Origin of the sequence: Brevundimonas sediminis (genome assembly GCF_048799765.1) — a bacterium.
GTDB lineage: Bacteria > Pseudomonadota > Alphaproteobacteria > Caulobacterales > Caulobacteraceae > Brevundimonas.
In genome coordinates this window covers 1-20,028 of the sequence record NZ_JBLYQK010000024.1, presented here as the reverse complement: position 1 = coordinate 20,028, position 20,028 = coordinate 1, and the positions used below count along the sequence as shown (strand labels likewise).

The window sequence follows — 20,028 nt, the reverse complement described above, 5'->3', positions numbered from 1 at the left end:
CCGTGCTTCCGGCCTCCAGAAAAGTCAGGCGACCGTCGCGGCAGGCCCGTGAAGGCTCCAGCGCCGTGGAGTTCGCCATGGTCGCCCTGCCCTTCTGCCTGATGATGTTCGCCGTTCTGGAGCTCGGCCTGGTGTTCGTCACCGACTCCGTTCTGGAGAACGCCACCATCGAGACGGGCCGCTTGGTCCGCACCGGACAGGCCAGCGCCCAGGGCATGGACGCCACGCGGTTCAAATCCGCCGTCTGCGCGCGCATGAGCGTGTTTTCCGCCGACTGCCCGAGCCGGCTGAGCGTGGATGTGCGGGTGATCCCCCAGTTCAATACGACCCCGCCCGACCCCCTGGCCGGAGGGACCTTCAATGAAGGCGCCCTGACCTATTCGAACGGCCAGCCGGGCGATCTGATCCTGGTCCGCGCCTGGTATCGCCAGCCGCTGCTGACCAGCTTCATGAGCCAGGGGCTGTCGCGCCTGAACGACGGCACCGTCCGCATGACCGCCACCACCGCCTTCCGGAACGAACCCGGATGACGCGCCCCGGCCTCCTTCGCCGTTTCGCGGGCGACGACCGGGGGATCTCGGCCGTTGAGTTCGCCTTGCTGGCCCCGGTGCTGATCGCCTTCTACCTGGGCCTGTCCGAGTTCTGTCAGGGCTATATGGCCCAGAAGCGGATGGGCCATGTCGCCTCGATGGTCGCCGATCTGGTGGCGCAGGAGGAGACGGTGACCACGGCCAACCTGGACGACATCTTCGACATCGGCGGGCTGATCATGAAGCCGTTCAGAACGACCACGCTGAAGATCCGCGTCAGCAGCGTGACCCGGTCGGGAAGCCAGGTTCGGGTCGACTGGAGCCGGGGAGACGGCATGACGGCGCGGGTCAGGAATTCGCTTGTGACGCTGCCGCCCGACTTCCTCGCGGACGGCCAGAGCGTGATCATGTCCGAAGCCACCTATGACTATGACTCGCCGGCCGACTATCTGATGCCGGGGCTGACCCGCTTCACCCACACCTACTATCTGCGGCCGCGGACGACCGACAAGACGCTCTGCCCGGCCTGCTAGGGACCGATCAGGGCCTCGCGAAGCGCACGGATCTTGACCTCCGTCTCGGCCAGTTCAGCGGCGGGAACGCTGTCGGCGACGATCCCGGCGCCGGCGAGCGTGCGGAAACGCCAGCCCCCCGCTTCCCGCTCGAAGGCCGCGGTCCGGATCAGGACCGAGGCGGTCAGCCGACCCTCCCCGATGTGGAACAGGCTGCCGCACCAGACGCCGCGCGGCGGCTCATGGGCGGCGATGACCTTCATGGCCTGATGCTTGGGCGCGCCGGTGATGGAGCCGGGAGGGAAGCCGGCCTCCAGCAGGTCCGCCGCCCCGACCTCCGACCTCGCCCGCGCGGTTACGGTCGAGACCAGATGATGGACCGTCGGCAGGCTCTCGATCTCGAAAAGCCGCTCGACTTGCACCGATCCCGGGACAGCGACGCGGGCGAGGTCGTTCCGCATGAGATCGACGATCATCAGGTTCTCGGCGCGGTCCTTTGCGCTGTCCGCCAGCTCTGCGGCGAGGGCGGCGTCGCAGGCGGGATCCGGATCGCGCGGCCGGGTGCCCTTGATCGGCCGGGTTTCGATCCGGCCGGCGTCGAAGATCAGGAAAAGTTCCGGCGAGTTCGACACGATCGCCCGGTCGCCGAGCCGCCAGAAGGCGCCGTAGGCGGAGGCGCGGCCGGCCAGACGGAGCAGGACATCAAACGGGTCCGCGTCGGCGTGCAGGGCGCCGGTCCACGCCCGGGCGATATTGGCCTGGAACAGCTCGCCCGCGGCGATGCGGGCGACCACATCGGCCACCGCGGCCTCATAGGCGGCCGGCGGCGCCTCGGGCTCAAGCCTGTCGGCGGGCGGCGAAGGAAGGACCGGATTCACGGCCGTGGCGAGCCAGCCGGCGGCGATGTCCGCCGCCACGCCCGCAGCGGCCGGATCAACGCCCCGGCCGATCGCGAAGACCTGCCGCGTCTCGTGGTCGAAGGCCAGCATGGCCGGATAGCGGGCCAACATCAGGTCGGGCCAGACCGACGGACGGGGACCGGTGGCCGGGCGGGCGCCGGCGTCATAGGCCAGCAGGCCGACCACGCCGTCTGCGAAGTCCGGGTCGCGCAACCGGTCCAGCCCGGCCCCGACCGGCTCGATCACCACCCGGTCCGGATCGGCGGCCACGAAAGACCATCGCCCCAGGGCGCCCCCGTCCGACAGCAGGGCGAGCGCCCCGTCCCGGCGACGCAGGCCGTTGGCGACGGCGAGGGGCTCGCGCCACGTCAGGGGCCGACGCTCGACCGCCGGGAGGCTCACGCGGACAGCCGTTCGCCGATCCGGTCCCGGAGGGCGGCGTCCACCCCCAGCGCCTGTTCGAGATAGGCGTCGAGAGATCCGTGCCGCTCCTCGATCCCGGCGATGGCGGTCTCCAGATAGACCGGCTCCACGCCGAGGAAGGCCACGACGGCGTCGTGGGCGGCGGGGCGGCCGGTGGTTTTCTCCAGCTGCCGGGCGACGCGGGGGGCCATGCCTTCCAGATCCACAGCGGAATTGGTCAGCAGATAGTCGGCCATCAGGTCATCACGATGCACGCCGAGCAGGTGGTGGGTCAGGGCGGCGAGCGTCCCGGTGCGGTCCTTGCCCGCGGTGCAGTGGATCAGGACTGCGCCCTCCCCGTCGCCGAGCGCGCGGAAATAGCGGGCGAACAGGTCGAGGTGAGCCGGCTCGAACGGCAGGGTTCGATAGATGCCGGTCATGAAGGTCCGGCCCGCGTCCACGGTCAGGTCGGCGGTGCGCAGGAAGCGGATGTGCGGGGCCTCACCGTCGGGGCCGAGGTCGCTGTCGAGCACCTGACCGGCCCAGCCGACCGGGCGTTTCGACGGCTGGTCGCGACGCTCGCCGGGACGGCGCAGGTCCACGATGGTCCCGATGCCCAGCGCGCCCAGCCGGTCGAGGTCGGCGTCCGAGACCCGCGCCTGATGGGCCGAGCGGAACAGACGGCCCCGGGCGATCCGGCGACCGGCGGCGGTGTCGTAGTCGCCGTAATCGCGGAAATTATCGAGGGCGTCGAAGCGGTGGATACGATCCGTCATCCCCCTGCTCTAGCCGGTTCAGGGCTTGCCGACGAGGCCCTGCATGGCGTCGAGATAGGCGACGAAGGCCTTGCGCCCGGCGGGGGTCATGGAGGCCTCGGTCAGGGGCTTGCGGCCCTCGAACCGTTTGCTGACGGCGACGAAGCCGGCGTCCTCAAGCTTGCGCAGATGGACGGACAGATTGCCGTCCGTGGTCTGCAATCGGGTCTTCAGGGTGTTGAAGTCGGCGCTGTCGACTCCGGCCAGCACGGCCATGATACCCAACCGGACACGCCCGTGGATGACGTCGTCGATGCGGTTGATGTCGAACTCTTCGGCCATGGCTCAGGCCGATTTCGCTTGGCGCATCAGCAGGAAGCCCGGCACGGCCATCAGCAGGAAAAGGGCGGCGGCGTAGGCGAGATAGATGGCCGCGCTCCCTGCGAACAGGCCGACCGCAGGCGCGGCGATGAAGGACGCGACCGCCAGCAGGCCCAGGGGACGCGACTTCATCATGGTCGCCGTCACCCCCCAGCCCATGCCGTAGAAGGCCAGGATGATCGAGGGGATCAGCCAGAACATTGTGCTGTTCTGGTCCACGCCGATGCGGGCCGAGACCACGAACATCGCGGCGAACAGGGCGAAGATGCCCCAGCCCACGCCCGACCAGATGGTCCCGATGGCGCGCTGGGCGGCGGTGCGGACGCCCTCGGCGCGGCGCAGGCGCAGGATCAGGGTGACGCAGACCACCAGGAAGACGCCGGTGGCGATCAGCCATTCCATGCCCGCGGCGGCGTACTGGGCCAGGATCAGCCCGGTCATATGGGCCCAGTGGATCAGGCTGGTGACGCCGTAGATCAGGCCCGCGGCGAGCAGGATGGAGGCGCCGCGCATGGGGCCGGTTCCATTCTCCTCGGCCAGCTGGCGCAGCCAGGCGATGTCGGCGGGGGCGTTGTCAGAGTCGTGGGTCATTGCGGGTCTCTTCTTTCAGGCCTTGCGGCCGGACGCCAGCCAGGCGCCGGGGATGAGGACAAAGGCGAACAAGGCGCCGGCGTAGACGAGGTATTGGGTCGGGGTCCCCAGGACGGAGACCGCGATCAGGGCGGCGCACAGGGCGCCGAGCGCCGGGACGACCATCCAGAGGCGGCGGGCACGGACGGCGGCGGCGCTCCAGGCGACGACATAGATGCCGATGCTGACCGGGGTCATCCAGAACATGGCGCTGAAGTCGTAGCGGATCAGGGAGACCGCCAGCAGGCTGAGGGCGGCAAGGATCATGGCGAAGATGCCGAAGCGCGACCAGCGGCCGGCGCGGCGGGCGGTTTCGCCGCCGACCCGGCGCAACCGGGCCAGAACGACAAAGAAGGCGGTGATGGCGATCGGCCAACTCAGGCCGAGCACGGCGGGATGCAGATGCAGCAGACCGCTCTGGACCCCGTACTGGAACAGGTTGGACAGGCCGAAGACGGTTCCGGCGAGGGTCAGCACCCGCCCGGCGGCAACGGCCAGGGTCGGCTCGGACGGGGCGATGGCGGCGGGCAGGACGGCGGCGGTCATGGGGATGTTCCCGGTTGCGATAGCGTCGATGTAGACGAAGAACTTTATGATGTAAAGTTCTTCGTGACGGACACCGAAGGACTGGATGATCCCCTCTCCCCGAGGGACAGGGCACGCGTGTTCGCCGCTTCGGCCGAAGCGGTGATGGGAAGGGCGCGGGACGCCGGGCCTCGCCCGGGGTTTGATAGATTTACCGTTTCGACGAGATCAGCGTCCCGCGTGGTCGTTTGTACGCGCGCACTCCGGCTGGCGGCCTTGCGTTATGGCCTTGCCGGATCACCGCCGGGAACATTGCTGCTCCCGACGCGGGGCGGACATGACAGGTGCATCAGGGACCGACAGCGGCCCGCAGTCCAACAGCGCGCGGCGAGCAGGCGGACGGGATCCATCCCCGCCCTCAAGGCCCCCTGCACTCTCCCTCGCGCAGGCTTCATCGCTCCACCACAGCCCGCCGTCGTCGAGCAGCGTGGATCCGACGCCCTCCCCATCGACGGGATGCGGGAAGTATGGGGCGGGCGGAAGGGCAGCCAGTTTCGTGACGCTGGCTGGAGCCGGTTATTGAACTGGGTCAGAGGGTTGGGTGGTGGAGATTGCGGGGATTCAAGATGAACTCGCCCGTATTTCCGGGAGACGGAGGACGGCCCGACCCCTCCGTCACGGCGCGAAGCCGCGCCGCGCCACCTCCCCACTGCGTGGAGAGGTGAGACCCCTCCGTCTCGTCGGCTTCGCCGCCGAGCCACCTCCCCGCTTTGTGGAGAGGTGAACCGCGGTCCTCACCTCTCCGGCGAAGCCGGGGAGGGGGACCATGCGAAGCCCTTGGGCGAAGCATGGTGGAGGGGTGATCGTGGAGAGGTGAACGGCTTGCGGGACCGTCAGGCGCGCGCGACAACCTTCGCCATGAGCACCAGCTACAACCGCATCGCCTATGAGGCGCTCGAGGTCTGCAATGGCGTGACCCTGGCTGCGGTCGAGGGCGCCGTGGCGCGGACAACGGTGCAGCCCGGCGCGCGCGCAACCGACGTCGGAACGGGCAATGCGACCGTAGCCATCCGGCTGGCGCAGACCTTCGGCCTCACGACGACGGCCGTCGAATATGATCCGGTGATGGCCGAGCTGGCCGCCGACCGGATCGCGCAGTCGGGCGCGGCGGTCGAACTGGTCGTCGGCGCGGCGGCGGAGGTTCTGGCCAAGGGGCCGCCGCAGGCTCTGATCACCGCGCTGGGGACCACAAACATCAACGGCGAGACCCGCCCCACACCTGAAGCCGGCTTCGCCTTCCTGAAGACGCGGCTGACGCCGGGCGGCTGGTTGTTGTGGGGAGATCTGGTGTGGATCGCCGAGCCGCCCGCGCCGTTGCGGATGATCGCCGAGGCGACCAATCAGTACACGGACGATGCGGGTTGGAAGGCCTCCGCCGAGGCGGCGGGGTTCGAGGTCGTGTGGTCGGAGATTTCACCCCAGGCGGTGTTCGACGCCTATGCGGCGGCGGCGGACGGGGCGGCGCGCGACTGGCTGGCGGCGAACCCGGACGCGCCCGAGGCGTCATCGGTCCAGGCCGTCGCCGACCGGGTGAAGATGGTGCTGGAGTTCGGTCGCCCCTTCATCGGCTTCGGGCTCTACCTGCTGAAGGCCAGAGCCTGATCAGGCCGTTCTGATGATCCCGTTCGACGCCTGAACCGGCCATGGGGTCAGACGGCCGCCCGCGCAGGGCCCGCCGGTGCAGATGCCGGTCAGGGGTTCGAACACCGCCCCGTGCCAGCCGCACAGGATCAATGCGCCGTCCGGGGTGAGATACTGGTCCAGTTCCATCGCCAGCGGATAGCCGGCATGCGGACAGCGGTCGACGTAGCCCGCCACCTGCCCGTCCTTACGGATCACGAAACCGTGAAAAAAGGCCTCGCCGATCTGGAGCACGAAGGCGCGCGCGCCCGGATCGGCGATGTCGCCCTCGGCGCAGAGAGCGACATCGGGCGGGGTCTTCCAGACCCGCTTCCGCTCGGCCTGAGCCTCGGACACGGTCAGTCGCGCTCGGCGCGCAGGGGGCGGGACAGCAGGTTGTCGATCACCGCATCCACGGTCGTCTCGCCGCCCAGCAGGGCCGCGACCGCCAGGGAAATGGGCATGTCGACGCCCATTTTCTTCGCCAGCTCGCGCACGGCGGGTGCGGATTCGTAGCCCTCGGCCACGGAACGCTTGCCTGCCAGCGCCTCCTCGACGCTCTGCCCCTGGCCGAGCGCGAGACCCAGGCTCATGTTCCGCGACTGGGGGCTGGAACAGGTGAGAACCAGATCCCCCAGGCCGCAGAGGCCGGCGACCGTCTCGGCCTGCCCGCCCAACGCAACGCCCAGGCGGGTCATTTCCGCGAAACCCCGGGTGATGATGGCGGCGTGGGCGCTGCGCCCCAGACCCTTGCCCTCACTCATCCCGCAGGCGATGGCGAGCACGTTCTTGATGGCGCCGCCGACCTCGGCGCCGATCAGGTCCGTGGCGAGGTAGGGCCGGAAGGTGGGGCCCGACAGGGCCGCCATCAGGGCTTCGCCCAGCTCGGGGTCGGCACAGGCGAGGGTGACCGCGCTGGGCAGGCCCCGCGCGACCTCGCCCGCGAAACTGGGACCCGAGAGGACCGCCGCCGGCGCGGCGGGAAGCGTCTCGGCCAGGACGTCGGTCATCAGCTTGAGCGAACCCCGCTCCACCCCCTTGGAGCAGAGAATGATCGGCACGCCCGCGCGGTGGCAGGGGGCGAAGGCCGTCAGGGTCGACCGCATGTGCTGGGCGGGCGGCACGGCCAGCACCAGATCGCAGTCGGCCAGGTCCGCAAGATCGCCGGTGACCGAAATCCGCTCGCTGAGCGTGACATCGGGCAGGAAGGCCTCGTTGACGCGACGCGCACGGATGCTGTCGACAACCTCGGCCTCGCGGGCCTGCAGCAGGACGTCGAGTCCCGCACAGGCCGCCACCTGCGCCAGGGCCGTGCCCCAGGCGCCGGCGCCGATCACCCCTGCCCGTTTGAATTCCATACCCGCTCCCTAAGCCTTCGCACCCTTGCGGCCCGGCTTGTGGGCCGGGTCGGCGAGCGCCTTCTGTTCATCCAGCGGCCAGCGCGGGCGGGCCGCCGCATCGATATCCGACACCAGACCCTTCCGCAGACGCTCCGCCCCCGCAAGGGCGATCATGGCCGCATTGTCCGTGCAGTAGGCCATGGGCGGAGCAAGGAAGGCGAATCCGTTCCTCTCCGCCACCGCTTCCAACGTCGCACGGACGGTCCTGTTCGCGGCCACGCCGCCGGCGACGACGAAAAGGCGGTTCTCATTTTCGGCGGCATAAGCCTTCAACGCCCGATCAGAGCGTTCGCCCAGCTGGCGGGCGATGGCGGTCTGGACGGCGTCGGCGAGGTCGGCCCTGTCCTGATCGGTCTCACAGGCCGCCGCGAGCCGCGAGGCGGCGGTCTTCAGGCCCGAGAAGGAGAAGTCGCAATCCTTCCGCCCCAGCAGGGCGCGCGGCAGGTCGAAACGGCGACCGTCGCCGGCGGCGGCCAGCTTCTCCAGCGCCGGGCCGCCCGGGTAGCCGAGGCCCAGCGCCTTGGCGATCTTGTCAAAGGCTTCCCCCGCCGCATCATCGATGGTGGTGCCCAGCCGGGTCATGTCGCCGACGCCGCGCACCTCCAGCAGCTGGCAGTGCCCGCCGGAGACCAGCAGCAGCAGGAAGGGATAAGCGACGGGCTGGCCCAGACGGGCCGAGACGGCGTGCCCCTCCAGATGGTTCACCGCCACCAGCGGCAGGTCGCGGGCCAGGGCGACGGCCTTGCCGTAGCTGAGCCCGACCATGACCCCGCCGACCAGACCCGGCCCGGCGGTGGCGGCGACGCCGTCCAGCCGGTCATAGTCCAGCCCGGCCTCGGCCATGGCGCGGCGGGCGACGCCGTCGATCATCTCGACATGACTGCGCGCCGCGATCTCGGGCACCACGCCGCCGAAGGCCGCATGATCGTCGATCTGGCTGTGCACCACCGACGACAGAACCGTCGCGACGCCGTCCGGCGTCAGGCGCACCACCGAGGCGGCGGTCTCGTCGCAGCTGGTCTCCAGACCCAGCACGGTCAGCGCGGCGTCATCCGGGACGGTTGTCCGGCCCGGTTCGCTGCTATAGTCGGCGGCGACTTCATTCATCCGGGTCGAGGTAGCGACCCGGCCGGACCCGCGCAACGCCTCATGACCTTTCCCATCCGTATCGGCACCCGTCGCTCCAGGCTGGCCCTCACCCAATCGGGGATGATGCAACGCGCCATCGGCCGGGCCATGGGGGTCGCCGACGCCGACCTGGCCGAGGCCGTGCCCCTGGTCGAGATCGTCACCACCGGCGACCGGGTGCAGGATCGCCGACTTCTCGAGATCGGGGGCAAGGCCCTGTTCACCAAGGAGATCGAGGAGGCCTTGCTGGATGGCCGCGTCGATGTGGCGGTCCATTCGATGAAGGATGTGCCGGCCGAGCAGCCGCCGGGCCTGTGCATCGCCGCCATTCCCGAGCGGGAGGATCCCCGCGACGCCTTCGTCAGCACGCATTTCGACCGGTTCGACGACCTGCCCGCGGGCGCCGTCCTCGGCACCGCCTCCCTGCGACGGCAGGCCCAGGCCCTGGCCCTGCGGCCCGATCTGAAGATCGAGATGCTGCGCGGCAATGTGGACACGCGTCTGAAGCGGCTGGCCGACGGGGATTTCGACGCCATCCTGCTCGCCACCTCCGGCCTGAACCGACTGGGCTTTGGCGATGTGATCCGCGAGCGGCTGTCGCTGGACGCCTTCCTGCCCGCCCCCGGCCAGGGGGCCCTGGCGCTGCAGACCCGCGAGGGCGAGAGCGCCGCCTGGGTCGCCGCCCTCAACCATCCGCTGACCGCCCTGGCCGTGGCCGCCGAACGCGGCGCGATGACGGCGCTGGAAGGGTCGTGCCGCACCGCCGTCGGGGCCCATGCCGAGATCGGCGAGGGGCATCTGCGCCTGACGGTGGAAATGCTGGCCCCGGACGGTTCGGCGCGCTGGCGTCGGGCCGGAGAGCAGGTCGACGCGACCTCCGCGGCGGCGGAAGAGGCGGCGCGCACCCTCGGCCTGCGACTGGGCGCCGAGGTTCATGCCGCCGCCGGCGACCAGAGGATCGCGCTCTGACGGGCGTGCGCCGCGTCTGGGTGACCCGGACCGAGCCGGGCGCCTCGCGCACGGCGACGCGTCTCGCGGCGCGCGGCTTCGAGCCCCTGATCGCCCCGGTGCTGGCGGTCCGGCCGATCATCCAGCCCGCGCCGGACCTGGTCGGGATTGACGCCCTGGCCTTCACCAGCCCGAACGGGGTCGCGGTGTTCGCCGACCTGACCGCCGCCCGCGACCTGCCCGTCTTCACCGTGGGGGACGCCACGGCGGAGCGCGCCCGACAGGCGGGCTTCGCCGACGTCACCTCGGCCTCGGGCGCCCTGTCGGACCTGGCCTGGCTGATCGCCGGCGCGGCGCCGGGGCGGGTGCTGATCCCCGGCGCGCGCGAACCGGCGGGGGACATCGACGCCCTGCTGAACGGGGCGGTCGAAACGGTGATCCTTCCGGTCTACGAGGCGACGGAGACGAAGGCGAAGCCGCCCGGCGACTTCGAGGCGGTGCTCGCCCACTCCCCCCGCGCGGCGACGGCGACCGCCCGGGCGCTCGGCCGGACCGGCGGACGAGGCCGGCTGGCCGTGGCCATTTCCGCCGCCGCCGCCGCCCCGCTGGCGGCCGCCGGATTCGCCGAAATCCGCACCGCCGGAGAGCCCACCGACGCCGCCGTGCTTCTGGCGCTTGGCAATCCCGCGCCTGCCGTATAAAGAGCCCCTCTCGCGCGGTCGGGAGACCCCTCCCCGCCGCCCACCGGGCCGCTTTAGCTCAGCCGGTAGAGCACCTCATTCGTAATGAGGGGGTCGCGTGTTCGAGTCACGCAAGCGGCACCACCTTTCCAGAGCAGGAAAAGCCTCAATCTCCGGATGTGCCCGGGAGGTCGCGGTCGGGCGGGATTCGTATCCGTGACCGGGACAGATCAGATTCCGCGAGCCGCGGCGGTCTGGACGCTCCCGCGCGGACGGCCTAGCAAGACGGGAGTATCGGAGCGGTTCATGTCGGCAGGGCTCAGCGCGCGCCAGGAAGAATGTCTGAGGCTCACCGCCTTCCTGACCGACAAGGAAATCGCCGTGCGGCTCGGCCTGTCGGAAGCGACAGTCAAGAAGCATGTGCACGAGGCCTGCCGACGGCTGGGCGTGAACCGGCGCAAGGCCGCGCTGGCGCTTCTGGAACGAAACGTACCAGACGCTACGAAAAACCCCATTGGCGAGGGCCCGGCGGCCCGCTCTTCTCCCCCGCACGTCAGGGAGACAGTTGAGTATGACGCCGAAACGCCCCCTTCCCCAGTGGACCTGGGACGATCTGGAAGCCGCCCTGGACGGGTTCAGCCCGATGGGCGGCAACGACCTGGTGCGCGCCCATCTGATGCGCGGCCTGGCGGCGGACGCCGAACGGGCCAGCCCTCGGGAACTGCTGCAGCAGGTGCTGAGCGCGGGCTGGGTGATGGCCCAGGTGGGGACCCAGACGCCCGACCCGACCGCCCTGCAGAACCCCGCCTCGGGTATCGCCCACCGCCACGCGGCCGGGGCGTCCGTATCCTGATCATCGCCGTTCTGGTGGTGCTGGCGGCGGTGATGATGCGGGCGGTGGCCGACAGCGTCGTCGCCTACCAGCAGCAGGTCCGGCTGATTGATGAAACCGTCACGCAGGGTGCGTACCGGACGACGGCCCGCGAGGGCCGCTGACGGGCCCGCCCCCCGGGGGAGGCGCGATGACGCCCTTTCAGATCTTCTATCTCGTTCTCAGCCTGGCGGTCTTCGCGACGGCCTGGATGCGAGGCGGCCACACCGAGCGCACCGGCGTGGCGATCTTCGTGCTGGCCTTTCTCCTGAGCTACCTGGCCCAGCCGCTGGACCTGAACGGCTTCCGTCTGGGCGAGGCGATCGTCGACCTCGGCTTCTTCGCCGCCATCGTCTGGCTCGCCCTGAGGCGGGATCGCTGGTGGCCGCTCGCCGCGGCGGCCTGCGCCGGCCTGACCCTGATCGCCCACGCCATGGTCTTCATGACGCCCGATCTCCAGCAGACCCACATCCGGATGGATGTGGCGTCGCGATGGGGCATCGGCGTCCTGATGGTGCTGTGTCTGGCCGCCGGCGTGCTCGAGCGCTGGATGGCCGGCGAGCCGCCGGTCAGCAGCGAAGCGCGGTGGCGCCGGCCCGAACGCCGCGCGACTTGAACATATAAACATAGCTTTATATGTTTGGCGGCCCATGCCCCCTGAGGAGCCCGCCTTGTCCCGCACTTCCTTCCTGTTCACCTCGGAAAGCGTGTCCGAGGGCCATCCGGACAAGGTCGCCGACCGCATCTCCGACACCGTTGTGGACCTGTTCCTGTCGAAGGACCCGGAAGCGCGGGTGGCGTGCGAAACCCTGACGACGACCAATCTGGTCGTTCTGGCCGGGGAAATCCGCGGCAAGGGGATCTGGGAGAATGACGGCTGGGCGCCGGGGATCGAGGCCGAGATCGAGGCCGCCGTGCGCGCCGCCGTGCGCGACATCGGCTATGAGCAGGATCAGTTCCACTGGAACACCTTCGAGTTCCAGAACCATCTGCACGGCCAGTCCGTGGACATCGCGGTCGGCGTGGATTCCAGCGACGACAAGGACGAGGGCGCGGGCGACCAGGGCATCATGTTCGGTTACGCCTCGAACGAAACTCCCGAACTGATGCCGGCCACCCTGGCCTACAGCCACCGCATCCTGAAGCGACTGGCGGAGCTGCGCCACGCCGGCGGCTCGATCCTGGAGCCGGACGCCAAGTCGCAGGTCACCCTGCACTATGAAGACGGCAAGCCGGTCCGCGCGACCTCCATCGTCGTTTCGACCCAGCATGCGAAGGGCAAGACCCAGGCGGAGGTCGCGGCCGTGGTCAAGCCGGTGGTCGAAGGCGTTCTGCCCAGGGGCTTCATCACCAATGAGACCGTCTGGCACATCAACCCGACCGGCATCTTCGAGATCGGCGGGCCGGACGGCGACTGCGGCCTGACCGGACGCAAGATCATCGTCGACACCTACGGCGGGGCGGCTCCGCACGGCGGCGGCGCCTTCTCGGGCAAGGACCCGACCAAGGTCGACCGGTCGGCCGCCTATGCCTGCCGCTATCTGGCGAAGAACGTTGTGGCCGCCGGCCTGGCCGATCGCTGCACGATCCAGATCAGCTACGCCATCGGCGTGGCCGAGCCCCAGTCGATCCACGTCGACCTGCACGGCACCGGCAAGATCGCCGAGAGCGTTCTGGAAGAGAACATCCTGGGCCTGATCGGCGGCGCCACACCGCGCGCCATCCGTGAGCACCTGGGCCTGAACAAGCCCATCTACGCCCGCACGGCCGCCTACGGCCACTTCGGCCGCGAACCGGACGCCGAGGGCGGCTTCTCGTGGGAGAAGACGGATCTGGTGGAGCAGCTGAAGGCGCTGGCCTGAAGGACTCAAATCAATCCAGGATTGGTCGACAGTTACTCTTTGGTTGTGCAGACTGCGCGCCACCTTGAGGAGGGCTCGACGATGCCAAATCCAACGACGCTGCCTGATGTATTTAGCGTAGGACAGCGGCGCTCGCCGGGAGGAACCTTTCCAACGGCAGGGAAGTCCGGCGACGACTCGTTTCCTCAGCAGAACGAAGACGAGCAGCCGCCGCCCTACACAGAAGCTCCGTCCGACCCCTGCGCTTCGCCGGAAACCGCGTTGGAATGGGACGCTGACGCAGCTGCTGCTGAAGCTGCCAAAGAATTCGCCAGGAAAGCCGCCGCACGCCGGCCGCCAGAAGACCTGAACACGCGCGAATGGAGCTGTTAACTCTACAGAGCGGCCGATGGCTCCATCCAGACTGGCCCGGTCACTTCCGGCGAGCCGTTCGCCAATGGCGGGGTCGGAACGGTGACGCCCTCGAACGAAGGGATAGACCCGGCGACCATAGTCGGATCCGTGCATAGTCATTCCAGTGGGAGCCATTTGCCATCGACAGGCCCGGGCCCGGGCCTCGAAGATCGCGGCGACATCGGGCACGTAATCTCGACCGCCGATTGGATTACTGCAAACAACGGAAATGGCTCAATATTCCGCGCTTACATCGTAGCTCAGAACCAAGGCCCGGCAAACTTCGTTCCCTACAATCAGATCAATGTCTACACTCCAGACACTGTCGAGGCAGCGCGGGAAACAGGTACCGCTGGACCAGAAGTCAACCCGGAGGGCCAACCGTGTCCTGGAAGCTGATCGCCTTATGTATCGCCGTTTCGGGGTTGGCCCTCCCGGCGTCAGCGCAACGCTATCTGGATAGCCATCCGAGGTATGAGGAAGGCCGCCGGACCGCGCCGGACGGCACGCTCTATCTGGGCGGATATTCGAGGGACACGGATGGCGGGCAGGTCGTCGTGGACGTCTATACGAGGCAGGACCGGGCCCTCACCCATGACGGCATCCGGTTCGGCGCCATCCCCTACGCCCGGCGCAGCCTCGACACGGGGCAAGGGGAACCCCGCGTGATCGGCTGGGCGGACGGTCGAACCTGCGGCCAACTCCAGGGCGTGCTGTTGGAGTACACGCGTCTGGCCCCGCCGACCTTCCAGACCCCTTCCCTTTACAACGCGCCTGCGAACGGAAGCCGTCCCATGGACGGGCCTGCCCCTCGCGTTCATCCGGTGGACAGCTCCGTATGGGGCTATGCTCGCCAGGCGGACGGCGGGCAGGCGATCCTGACGATCACCGGATCCGACGGCGTGATTGATCGTTGGACCGCCTACGCGGAAGAGCAACTGTCAAGCTGTTGGGCAGACAGTTCGCCCGCCTTCTAGAGGCGTTTTCCCGGGCCTCAGCGGAGTTTTGGAAGTGGGCACATGCCGGAAGCGGCGTTATACGCCGCCCCATGTCCTCCGATAACGACACCTCCAACACCCCGACCTGGGGGCCGCTGCGCTCGTTCGGGCGCATCAAGTCGCGCACGCTGAAGCCGCGGCAGGCGGCCCTGTTCGACACCCTGCTGCCGACGATCGCCGTGCCCGATCCGGCGGAAGGTCCGATCGACCCCCAAGCCCTGATGCCCGGTGCGAAGGAAGTCTGGCTGGAGATCGGCTTCGGCGGCGGCGAACATCTGGCGGCCCAGGCCGCGCGCCATCCCGACGCCCTGATGATCGGCTGCGAGCCCTTCCTGAACGGCGTCGGCTCGGCCCTGCGTCACATCGAGGATGGCGAACTGAAGAACGTCCGCCTGCACGCCGACGACGCGCGCGACGTGATGAAGGCCCTGCCCGACGCCTCGCTGGACCGGGTGATGATCCTGTTCCCCGACCCCTGGCACAAGGCGCGCCACAACAAGCGCCGCCTGATCCAGGACGAGAGCGCCGCCGAGATCGCCCGCCTGCTGAAGCCCGGCGGCCGCCTGCGGTTCGTGACCGACTGGAAGGACTACGCCGAGTGGGCGCTGGAGCGTCTGGAGCGGACGCCGGGTCTGGAGTGGACCGCCGACCGCGCCGCCGACTGGAAGACCGCGCCGGAGGACCACGTGGTCACCCGCTACGAAGAGAAGAAGCTGGGCGATACGGAGCCGCTGTTCCTGGAGTTCGTCCGGGTCTGAGGAAGAGGTGATTGGTGGTTGGTGATTGGTGGATGATGCCGCCGACGCCGGAGCGAAACGGCAGGCGCCGGTGACCGCCCCGGCAATCACCAATCACCAATCACGCCCCGCCGCCGCAGGGCTTCAGCAGCCGCCACGACGAGCGCCGACTTCACCGCCATGCCGATCAGGAACGGCGTCACGCCGTGTTCGAGCGCGGCGGGCAGGCCGATATCGGTCGCCAACCAGCCCGCGCCGAGCGTCAGGATCAGGACGTGGGCGGCCAGCATCAGGCCGAAACGGACGGGCAGGCCGCGCGCCTTGTCGTACAGCAGCCCCACGAGAAGGGCCGCGAGCGGGAAGGCGAACAGATAGCCCGCCGTCGATCCGGCGAAATGGGCAAGGCCTGAAGCGCCGTCGGACAGGACCGGCAAGCCTGCCGCACCCAGCGCCAGATAGAGCAGGACGGACACCGTCCCGCGCCGGGGGCCGAGGACCGCGCCGGCCAGCAGGATCGCGAAGGTCTGCATCGTCATCGACACCGGCGTCATCGGCACGGTGATCTGCGCGCAAACCGCCATGAGGGCGGCGAAGGCGAGCGTCAGAACGATGGAGACCAGGGTCGGCATCCGCTTCCGATTCAGGCGGCCTGATCGGCCTTCAGGCGGGCGGCGAAGGCCTGGATGAAGGCGTACTGTTCGTCGGTCTCCGGTACGGGGCGACCCCGGGCCCGGCCGACGCGCAGGACGGCCTCGTCGGCGTTCATGCCGCCCGCGATCAGGGCGCAGATGGCCATTGACGGCGCACGCCCCAGACCGGCGCGGCAGTGGATGACGATGGCCTGACCGGCGCGCAGGCGACCGTCGATGGCGCGGGCGACACGGGCGTAGTGGTCGACGTTTTCCGGCAGGCCGTGGTCGACGATCGGGAAGTTGTAGAAGCCGACGCCGTGCCGTTCGGCCGCCGCGCCTTCTTCCGTCAGCCCGAATTCGGCGGCCTCGGCGGGTTCCAGCATGCTGACGACATGGTCGACCATGCCGCGATGCAGATGCTCCATCTGCGCGTCGAGAGCCTCGCCGCCCTCAGGCTTGCGTGACACCCCCAGGCGCCCGGGGGTGTCGAGACCGATCCAGTGGATTTTCATCATCGCTGTTTTCTGGCGGCGCGGCCGGAAGATGGCAATCCGGATTATCCGGGCTGACAAACGCCTCGCAGGGGTCTATATGCCGCCCCACATCGTTAGACCGGCTCCTAACGGCGCCGTTTGAAGCGGCGGCCCGGACGGCCAGCCGCTTTTGTTTTGCCCGGAGTTCAAGCCGCTTGAAGGCCAAGACCGCAGAAGACCGCCAGCTGCTGGAGCTGATCGAACCCATCGCTGAAAGCCTGGGTCTCGAGGTCGTGCGCGTGCGCTTGATGGGCGGGACCCAGCGGCGCCGCCTGCAGATCATGGCCGAGCGCGCCAGCGACCACGACATCGCGGTCGAGGAATGCGCCCGCCTGAGCCGCGCCGTGTCGGAGGTGTTCGACGCCGCCGACCCGATCGCCGGGGAATATCTGCTGGAAGTCTCGTCGCCGGGCATCGACCGCCCGCTGACCCGCCTGAGCGACTTCGACCTGTTCGAAGGCTATGAGGCGCGTCTGGAGACGGACCGGATGGTCGAGGGCCGCAAGCGTTTCAAGGGCGTGCTGGCCGGGACCGAGGACGACAATATCGCCATCGATCTGGAAGGGGAGGACGACACCGCCCTGATCCCGTTCGAATGGCTGGTCGACGCCAAGCTGGTGCTGACCGACGACCTGATGAAGGCGGGCGCCGAAAAACGCGCCGCCCGCAATGACGACAACCTTTCCGAGACCGAGGACTGATCATGGCTGTTGGCGTTTCCGCGAACCGTCTCGAACTGCTGCACATCGCTGACGCGGTGGCGCGTGAGAAGAACATCGACAAGGAGATCGTCATCGAGGCGATCGAGGAAGCGATCCAGAAGGGCGCCAAGGCCCGTTACGGCGCGCACCACGACATCCGCGCCAAGATCGACCACAAGACCGGCGAACTCAGCCTGACCCGTCACGTCACCATCGTGGCTGACGACTGGCAGCCGGAAGACGAGCTGGAAGAGTTCAACGACAGCGCCATGGTCCGCCTGACGGACGCCTCGAAGCGTGACCCGGAAGCCGAAGTCGGCAAGGAGTACATCGAGAACTTGCCGCCGTTCGAGTTCGGCCGCGTGCAGACCCAGATGGCCCGCCAGGTCGTGACCGGAAAGGTCCGCGAGGCCGAGCGCGCCAACCAGTACGAAGAATTCAAGGACCGCGTCGGCGAAATCGTCAACGGCACGGTCAAGCGCGTCGAGTACGGCAACACGATCGTCGATCTGGGCCGTGGCGAAGGCATCATGCGCCGCAACGACTCGATCCCGCGCGAAGCCTTCAACATCGGCGACCGCATCCGCACCTACATCTACGACGTTCGCCCCGAGGCGAAGGGCCCGCAGGTCATGCTGTCGCGCTCGCACCCGGGCTTCATGGCCAAGCTGTTCGCGCAGGAAGTGCCGGAAGTGTACGACGGCGTGATCGAGATCCGCGCCGCCGCCCGCGACGCCGGCTCGCGCGCCAAGATGGCCGTGCTGTCGAACGACTCCTCCATCGATCCGGTCGGCGCCTGCGTCGGCATGCGCGGCTCGCGCGTTCAGGCGGTCGTCGCCGAACTGCAGGGCGAGAAGATCGACATCATCCAGTGGAACAACGACGAACCGACCTTCATCGTGAACGCCCTGGCTCCGGCCGAAGTGTCGAAGGTGGTGCTGGACGAGGAAGCCGACCGGGTTGAGGTCGTGGTGCCGGACGAGCAGCTGTCGCTGGCCATCGGCCGCCGCGGCCAGAACGTCCGCCTGGCTTCGCAGCTGACCGGCTGGCAGATCGACATCATCACCGAGTCGCAGGACTCGGAGCGCCGCCAGAAGGAATTCACCGAGCGCACCGCCCTGTTCCAGGAAGCCCTGGACGTGGACGAGGTCATCGCCCAGCTGCTGGTCACCGAAGGCTTCGCCACGGTGGAAGACCTGGCCTTCGTGGAACCCTACGAAATCTCGGAGATCGAGGGCTTCGACGAGGAGACCGCCGAGGAACTGCAGGCCCGCGCCCGCGACTTCCTGGACCGCAAGGCCGCGGAGCTGGACGCCAAGCGCACCGAACTGGGCGTCGAGGACGGCGTGCTTGAGGTGCCGGGCGTGACCCTGGCCATGGCCGTCGCCCTGGGCGAGGGCGGCGTGAAGACCGTCGAGGACCTCGCCGATCTGGCCACCGACGAAATCCGCGGCGGCTATGAAGTCCGCAACGGCGAACGCGTGAAGGTCCCGGGCGTCCTCGAGAGCTTCAACCTGGCCCAGGAAGACGCCGAACTGCTGATCCTGCAGGCCCGCGTGGCCGCCGGCTGGATCGACGCTTCGGAACTGCCGCAGCCGGAACCCGAGCCCGAGTACGAGGAAGAGGACTACGCTGAAGGCGAATACGACGCCGACGCCGTGTTCGCCAACGTGGGTTCGGACGAGACGTCCGAAGAGGCTCCGGCGGACGACGCCGATCAGCCCGAAAACGCGTGATGGGAGCCCCCGCCGTTCATGAGCTTGCGCGACGCAACGATCGATAGGGACCGCCGGGACCTGGTGACTCACCAGGTCATGGACGAGTCTCGCCTGATCCGTTTTGTCGCCGCTCCGGACGGCGGGGTCGCCCCGGACCTGGCGCGAAAGCTTCCGGGTCGCGGCCTCTGGGTGGCCGCCGACCGCGCCTCCATCGAGGCGGCGGTGAAGAAGAACCTGTTCAGCCGCGCGGCGAAGGCCCCGCTGAAACCCGCCGCCGATCTGCCCGATCTGGTGGACTCCCTGCTTGCGAAGCGCTGTCTTGAGCAGCTGGGTCTTGCCCGGCGCGAAGGCGTTCTTATCTCCGGCTACGAAAAGTCGGCCGCCGCGATCCGCTCGGGCAAGGCCGCCTGGATCGTGGAAGCGGCGGACGGGTCCGCCGACGGACGGGGCAAGCTTCTGGCCCTTGCGAGACACCAGACGCCGCCGCCCAAAGTGTGCGGCGCGTTCAGTGCTGACGATTTGGGTTTGGCCCTCGGGCTGGAAAATGCGATACACGCCGTCCTGCTGGAGGGCGGGCGGGCCGATCGCTGGACCTTCGAGGTCGAACGACTGGCGGGATTTCGACCGTTGACGCCCCCGCAGTGGGGCGATGAGGCGGCTGAGGCCCCGGATGGAATTTCAGACGGGCGGGGCTCCGCTCCCTGAGGGGGGCGGAGTCCCGCACGGCTTTTTGTGTTTGGACGACGACACGGGACTGTCCCGCGTCAAAGTAAAGCGACCGGATGACTGACGAGAACGACAAGACCAACGACGGCAAGGCGACCCCCTCGAACACCTCGGGATCGGGGCCGCGCGCGCCGCTGAGCCTGAAGCCGCGGACGGCGGGATCGGTTTCGACCGGCACCGTGCGCCAGAGCTTCAGCCACGGCCGCACCAAGACCGTGGTGGTCGAGACCAAGCGCCGCGTCGGCGCAGCCCCGGGCGGCCACCAGCGCCCGCAGGGCTTCGACGTCGCCCGTCCGAACGCCCCGACGCCGGCTCCGCAAACGCCGCGCCCCGCGCCCATTCGCGCTTCAGCTGCTGGTACCACTTGGCCTGTTTGTCGGCGTCGTC

25 protein-coding genes, 1 tRNA gene and 1 pseudogene are annotated in these 20,028 nt (G+C 68.9%); 17 read left to right on the top strand and 10 right to left on the bottom strand.

Translation table 11 applies throughout. The features are described 5' to 3' along the window. Window positions 1–2: 2 nt before the first annotated feature. Together ACLQ7T_RS12540 and ACLQ7T_RS12535 are read left to right on the top strand one after the other, a co-directional pair. Entirely contained in the window at window positions 3–530 is a 528-nt protein-coding gene (locus ACLQ7T_RS12540; protein WP_420479723.1) for a TadE/TadG family type IV pilus assembly protein, read from the top strand. Continuing rightward, complete coding sequence (locus ACLQ7T_RS12535) at window positions 527–1,063, top strand: TadE/TadG family type IV pilus assembly protein (RefSeq protein WP_420479722.1); 537 nt, start codon at window positions 527–529, stop codon at window positions 1,061–1,063. The genes ACLQ7T_RS12540 and ACLQ7T_RS12535 overlap by 4 nt, the downstream gene beginning before the upstream one ends. On the opposite strand, the gene ACLQ7T_RS12530 is transcribed toward ACLQ7T_RS12535, so the two are convergent. Genes ACLQ7T_RS12530 through ACLQ7T_RS12510 form a run of 5 tightly spaced genes read right to left on the bottom strand, consistent with a single transcriptional unit; the run spans window position 1,060 to window position 4,655 of the window. Further along, on the bottom strand, window positions 1,060–2,343 hold the full coding sequence (locus ACLQ7T_RS12530; protein ID WP_420479721.1) for an anthranilate synthase component I family protein: 1,284 nt from the start codon (window positions 2,341–2,343) through the stop codon (window positions 1,060–1,062). The genes ACLQ7T_RS12535 and ACLQ7T_RS12530 overlap by 4 nt on opposite strands. Further along, window positions 2,340–3,119, bottom strand: a complete 780-nt coding sequence (locus ACLQ7T_RS12525; protein ID WP_420479720.1) for a tyrosine-protein phosphatase — start codon at window positions 3,117–3,119, stop codon at window positions 2,340–2,342. The genes ACLQ7T_RS12530 and ACLQ7T_RS12525 overlap by 4 nt, the downstream gene beginning before the upstream one ends. A gap of 18 nt (window positions 3,120–3,137) precedes the next feature. Then, complete coding sequence (locus tag ACLQ7T_RS12520; protein ID WP_420479719.1) at window positions 3,138–3,440, bottom strand: winged helix-turn-helix domain-containing protein; 303 nt, start codon at window positions 3,438–3,440, stop codon at window positions 3,138–3,140. 3 nt (window positions 3,441–3,443) lie between these two features. Further along, complete coding sequence (locus ACLQ7T_RS12515) at window positions 3,444–4,070, bottom strand: hypothetical protein (protein ID WP_420479718.1); 627 nt, start codon at window positions 4,068–4,070, stop codon at window positions 3,444–3,446. A gap of 15 nt (window positions 4,071–4,085) precedes the next feature. Then, window positions 4,086–4,655, bottom strand: a complete 570-nt coding sequence (locus ACLQ7T_RS12510; protein ID WP_420479717.1) for a hypothetical protein — start codon at window positions 4,653–4,655, stop codon at window positions 4,086–4,088. A gap of 897 nt (window positions 4,656–5,552) precedes the next feature. On the opposite strand from ACLQ7T_RS12510, the gene ACLQ7T_RS12505 reads away from it, so the two are divergent. After that, entirely contained in the window at window positions 5,553–6,296 is a 744-nt protein-coding gene (locus ACLQ7T_RS12505; protein WP_420479716.1) for a class I SAM-dependent methyltransferase, read from the top strand. Here the strand turns inward: ACLQ7T_RS12505 and ACLQ7T_RS12500 are convergent, their stop codons facing one another. From ACLQ7T_RS12500 to tsaD, 3 genes are read right to left on the bottom strand one after another with little or no spacing between them, the layout of a single operon-like run. Continuing rightward, complete coding sequence (locus ACLQ7T_RS12500) at window positions 6,297–6,677, bottom strand: Rieske (2Fe-2S) protein (RefSeq protein ID WP_420479740.1); 381 nt, start codon at window positions 6,675–6,677, stop codon at window positions 6,297–6,299. Continuing rightward, complete coding sequence (locus tag ACLQ7T_RS12495) at window positions 6,674–7,672, bottom strand: NAD(P)H-dependent glycerol-3-phosphate dehydrogenase (RefSeq protein ID WP_420479715.1); 999 nt, start codon at window positions 7,670–7,672, stop codon at window positions 6,674–6,676. Before ACLQ7T_RS12495 ends, ACLQ7T_RS12500 begins: the two co-directional genes overlap by 4 nt. A gap of 9 nt (window positions 7,673–7,681) precedes the next feature. Next, a complete protein-coding gene (gene tsaD, locus ACLQ7T_RS12490; RefSeq protein WP_420479714.1) occupies window positions 7,682–8,821 on the bottom strand; it encodes a tRNA (adenosine(37)-N6)-threonylcarbamoyltransferase complex transferase subunit TsaD in 1,140 nt (379 codons plus the stop codon). Between the two features lie 42 nt (window positions 8,822–8,863). On the opposite strand from tsaD, the gene hemC reads away from it, so the two are divergent. From hemC to trmB, 10 genes and pseudogenes are all read left to right on the top strand, one after another. After that, on the top strand, window positions 8,864–9,811 hold the full coding sequence (gene hemC, locus ACLQ7T_RS12485) for a hydroxymethylbilane synthase (RefSeq protein ID WP_420479713.1): 948 nt from the start codon (window positions 8,864–8,866) through the stop codon (window positions 9,809–9,811). Window positions 9,812–9,816: 5 nt separating this feature from the next. Continuing rightward, a complete protein-coding gene (locus ACLQ7T_RS12480; RefSeq protein ID WP_420479712.1) occupies window positions 9,817–10,491 on the top strand; it encodes a uroporphyrinogen-III synthase in 675 nt (224 codons plus the stop codon). A 47-nt stretch (window positions 10,492–10,538) separates the two neighbouring features. Continuing rightward, window positions 10,539–10,614, top strand: a tRNA-Thr gene (locus ACLQ7T_RS12475). Beyond that, a pseudogene (locus ACLQ7T_RS12470) lies at window positions 10,576–10,926 on the top strand (helix-turn-helix transcriptional regulator); the annotation flags it as partial. The gene ACLQ7T_RS12475 and the pseudogene ACLQ7T_RS12470, both read left to right, overlap by 39 nt. A gap of 115 nt (window positions 10,927–11,041) precedes the next feature. Beyond that, a complete protein-coding gene (locus ACLQ7T_RS12465) occupies window positions 11,042–11,323 on the top strand; it encodes a hypothetical protein (protein ID WP_420479711.1) in 282 nt (93 codons plus the stop codon). Between the two features lie 14 nt (window positions 11,324–11,337). Further along, window positions 11,338–11,466, top strand: a complete 129-nt coding sequence (locus ACLQ7T_RS12460) for a hypothetical protein (protein WP_420479741.1) — start codon at window positions 11,338–11,340, stop codon at window positions 11,464–11,466. Between the two features lie 26 nt (window positions 11,467–11,492). Then, entirely contained in the window at window positions 11,493–11,957 is a 465-nt protein-coding gene (locus ACLQ7T_RS12455) for a hypothetical protein (protein ID WP_420479710.1), read from the top strand. Window positions 11,958–12,012: 55 nt separating this feature from the next. Further along, a complete protein-coding gene (gene metK / locus ACLQ7T_RS12450; RefSeq protein ID WP_420479709.1) occupies window positions 12,013–13,203 on the top strand; it encodes a methionine adenosyltransferase in 1,191 nt (396 codons plus the stop codon). 776 nt (window positions 13,204–13,979) lie between these two features. Further along, window positions 13,980–14,573, top strand: a complete 594-nt coding sequence (locus tag ACLQ7T_RS12445) for a hypothetical protein (RefSeq protein ID WP_420479708.1) — start codon at window positions 13,980–13,982, stop codon at window positions 14,571–14,573. 71 nt (window positions 14,574–14,644) lie between these two features. Beyond that, window positions 14,645–15,352: a tRNA (guanosine(46)-N7)-methyltransferase TrmB gene (trmB, locus tag ACLQ7T_RS12440; protein ID WP_420479707.1), complete on the top strand. Its 708-nt coding sequence runs from the start codon at window positions 14,645–14,647 to the stop codon at window positions 15,350–15,352. 86 nt (window positions 15,353–15,438) lie between these two features. On the opposite strand, the gene ACLQ7T_RS12435 is transcribed toward trmB, so the two are convergent. Together ACLQ7T_RS12435 and ACLQ7T_RS12430 are read right to left on the bottom strand one after the other, a co-directional pair. Further along, on the bottom strand, window positions 15,439–15,960 hold the full coding sequence (locus tag ACLQ7T_RS12435) for a biotin transporter BioY (RefSeq protein ID WP_420479706.1): 522 nt from the start codon (window positions 15,958–15,960) through the stop codon (window positions 15,439–15,441). A gap of 11 nt (window positions 15,961–15,971) precedes the next feature. Further along, window positions 15,972–16,478, bottom strand: a complete 507-nt coding sequence (locus ACLQ7T_RS12430; protein WP_420479705.1) for a protein-tyrosine phosphatase family protein — start codon at window positions 16,476–16,478, stop codon at window positions 15,972–15,974. A 173-nt stretch (window positions 16,479–16,651) separates the two neighbouring features. Here ACLQ7T_RS12430 and rimP point away from each other — a divergent pair, with 173 nt between their 5' ends. The 4 genes from rimP to ACLQ7T_RS12410 form a co-directional block, all read left to right on the top strand. Next, window positions 16,652–17,197, top strand: a complete 546-nt coding sequence (gene rimP / locus ACLQ7T_RS12425; RefSeq protein ID WP_420479704.1) for a ribosome maturation factor RimP — start codon at window positions 16,652–16,654, stop codon at window positions 17,195–17,197. A gap of 2 nt (window positions 17,198–17,199) precedes the next feature. Continuing rightward, a complete protein-coding gene (gene nusA / locus ACLQ7T_RS12420) occupies window positions 17,200–18,933 on the top strand; it encodes a transcription termination factor NusA (RefSeq protein ID WP_420479703.1) in 1,734 nt (577 codons plus the stop codon). An 18-nt stretch (window positions 18,934–18,951) separates the two neighbouring features. Next, window positions 18,952–19,620, top strand: coding sequence for an RNA-binding protein (locus tag ACLQ7T_RS12415; protein WP_420472219.1), 669 nt, complete (start codon window positions 18,952–18,954; stop codon window positions 19,618–19,620). A 77-nt stretch (window positions 19,621–19,697) separates the two neighbouring features. Further along, window positions 19,698–20,028 (top strand): translation initiation factor IF-2 associated domain-containing protein (locus ACLQ7T_RS12410; RefSeq protein WP_420479702.1); only part of this gene is annotated, 331 nt, incomplete at its 3' end.

What these genes read in the sequence shown, in the direction of transcription:
- ACLQ7T_RS12510 (WP_420479717.1), bottom strand. Translation starts at nt 4,655, where the DNA reads ATGACCGCCGCCGTCCTGCCCGCCGCCATCGCCCCGTCCGAGCCGACC.
- ACLQ7T_RS12495 (WP_420479715.1), bottom strand. Translation starts at nt 7,672, where the DNA reads ATGGAATTCAAACGGGCAGGGGTGATCGGCGCCGGCGCCTGGGGCACG.
- ACLQ7T_RS12435 (WP_420479706.1), bottom strand. Translation starts at nt 15,960, where the DNA reads ATGCCGACCCTGGTCTCCATCGTTCTGACGCTCGCCTTCGCCGCCCTC.
- ACLQ7T_RS12515 (WP_420479718.1), bottom strand. Translation starts at nt 4,070, where the DNA reads ATGACCCACGACTCTGACAACGCCCCCGCCGACATCGCCTGGCTGCGC.
- ACLQ7T_RS12465 (WP_420479711.1), top strand. Translation starts at nt 11,042, where the DNA reads ATGACGCCGAAACGCCCCCTTCCCCAGTGGACCTGGGACGATCTGGAA.
- ACLQ7T_RS12525 (WP_420479720.1), bottom strand. Translation starts at nt 3,119, where the DNA reads ATGACGGATCGTATCCACCGCTTCGACGCCCTCGATAATTTCCGCGAT.
- ACLQ7T_RS12430 (WP_420479705.1), bottom strand. Translation starts at nt 16,478, where the DNA reads ATGATGAAAATCCACTGGATCGGTCTCGACACCCCCGGGCGCCTGGGG.
- ACLQ7T_RS12535 (WP_420479722.1), top strand. Translation starts at nt 527, where the DNA reads ATGACGCGCCCCGGCCTCCTTCGCCGTTTCGCGGGCGACGACCGGGGG.
- nusA (WP_420479703.1), top strand. Translation starts at nt 17,200, where the DNA reads ATGGCTGTTGGCGTTTCCGCGAACCGTCTCGAACTGCTGCACATCGCT.
- ACLQ7T_RS12415 (WP_420472219.1), top strand. Translation starts at nt 18,952, where the DNA reads ATGAGCTTGCGCGACGCAACGATCGATAGGGACCGCCGGGACCTGGTG.
- trmB (WP_420479707.1), top strand. Translation starts at nt 14,645, where the DNA reads ATGTCCTCCGATAACGACACCTCCAACACCCCGACCTGGGGGCCGCTG.
- ACLQ7T_RS12455 (WP_420479710.1), top strand. Translation starts at nt 11,493, where the DNA reads ATGACGCCCTTTCAGATCTTCTATCTCGTTCTCAGCCTGGCGGTCTTC.
- hemC (WP_420479713.1), top strand. Translation starts at nt 8,864, where the DNA reads ATGACCTTTCCCATCCGTATCGGCACCCGTCGCTCCAGGCTGGCCCTC.
- ACLQ7T_RS12505 (WP_420479716.1), top strand. Translation starts at nt 5,553, where the DNA reads ATGAGCACCAGCTACAACCGCATCGCCTATGAGGCGCTCGAGGTCTGC.
- tsaD (WP_420479714.1), bottom strand. Translation starts at nt 8,821, where the DNA reads ATGAATGAAGTCGCCGCCGACTATAGCAGCGAACCGGGCCGGACAACC.
- ACLQ7T_RS12520 (WP_420479719.1), bottom strand. Translation starts at nt 3,440, where the DNA reads ATGGCCGAAGAGTTCGACATCAACCGCATCGACGACGTCATCCACGGG.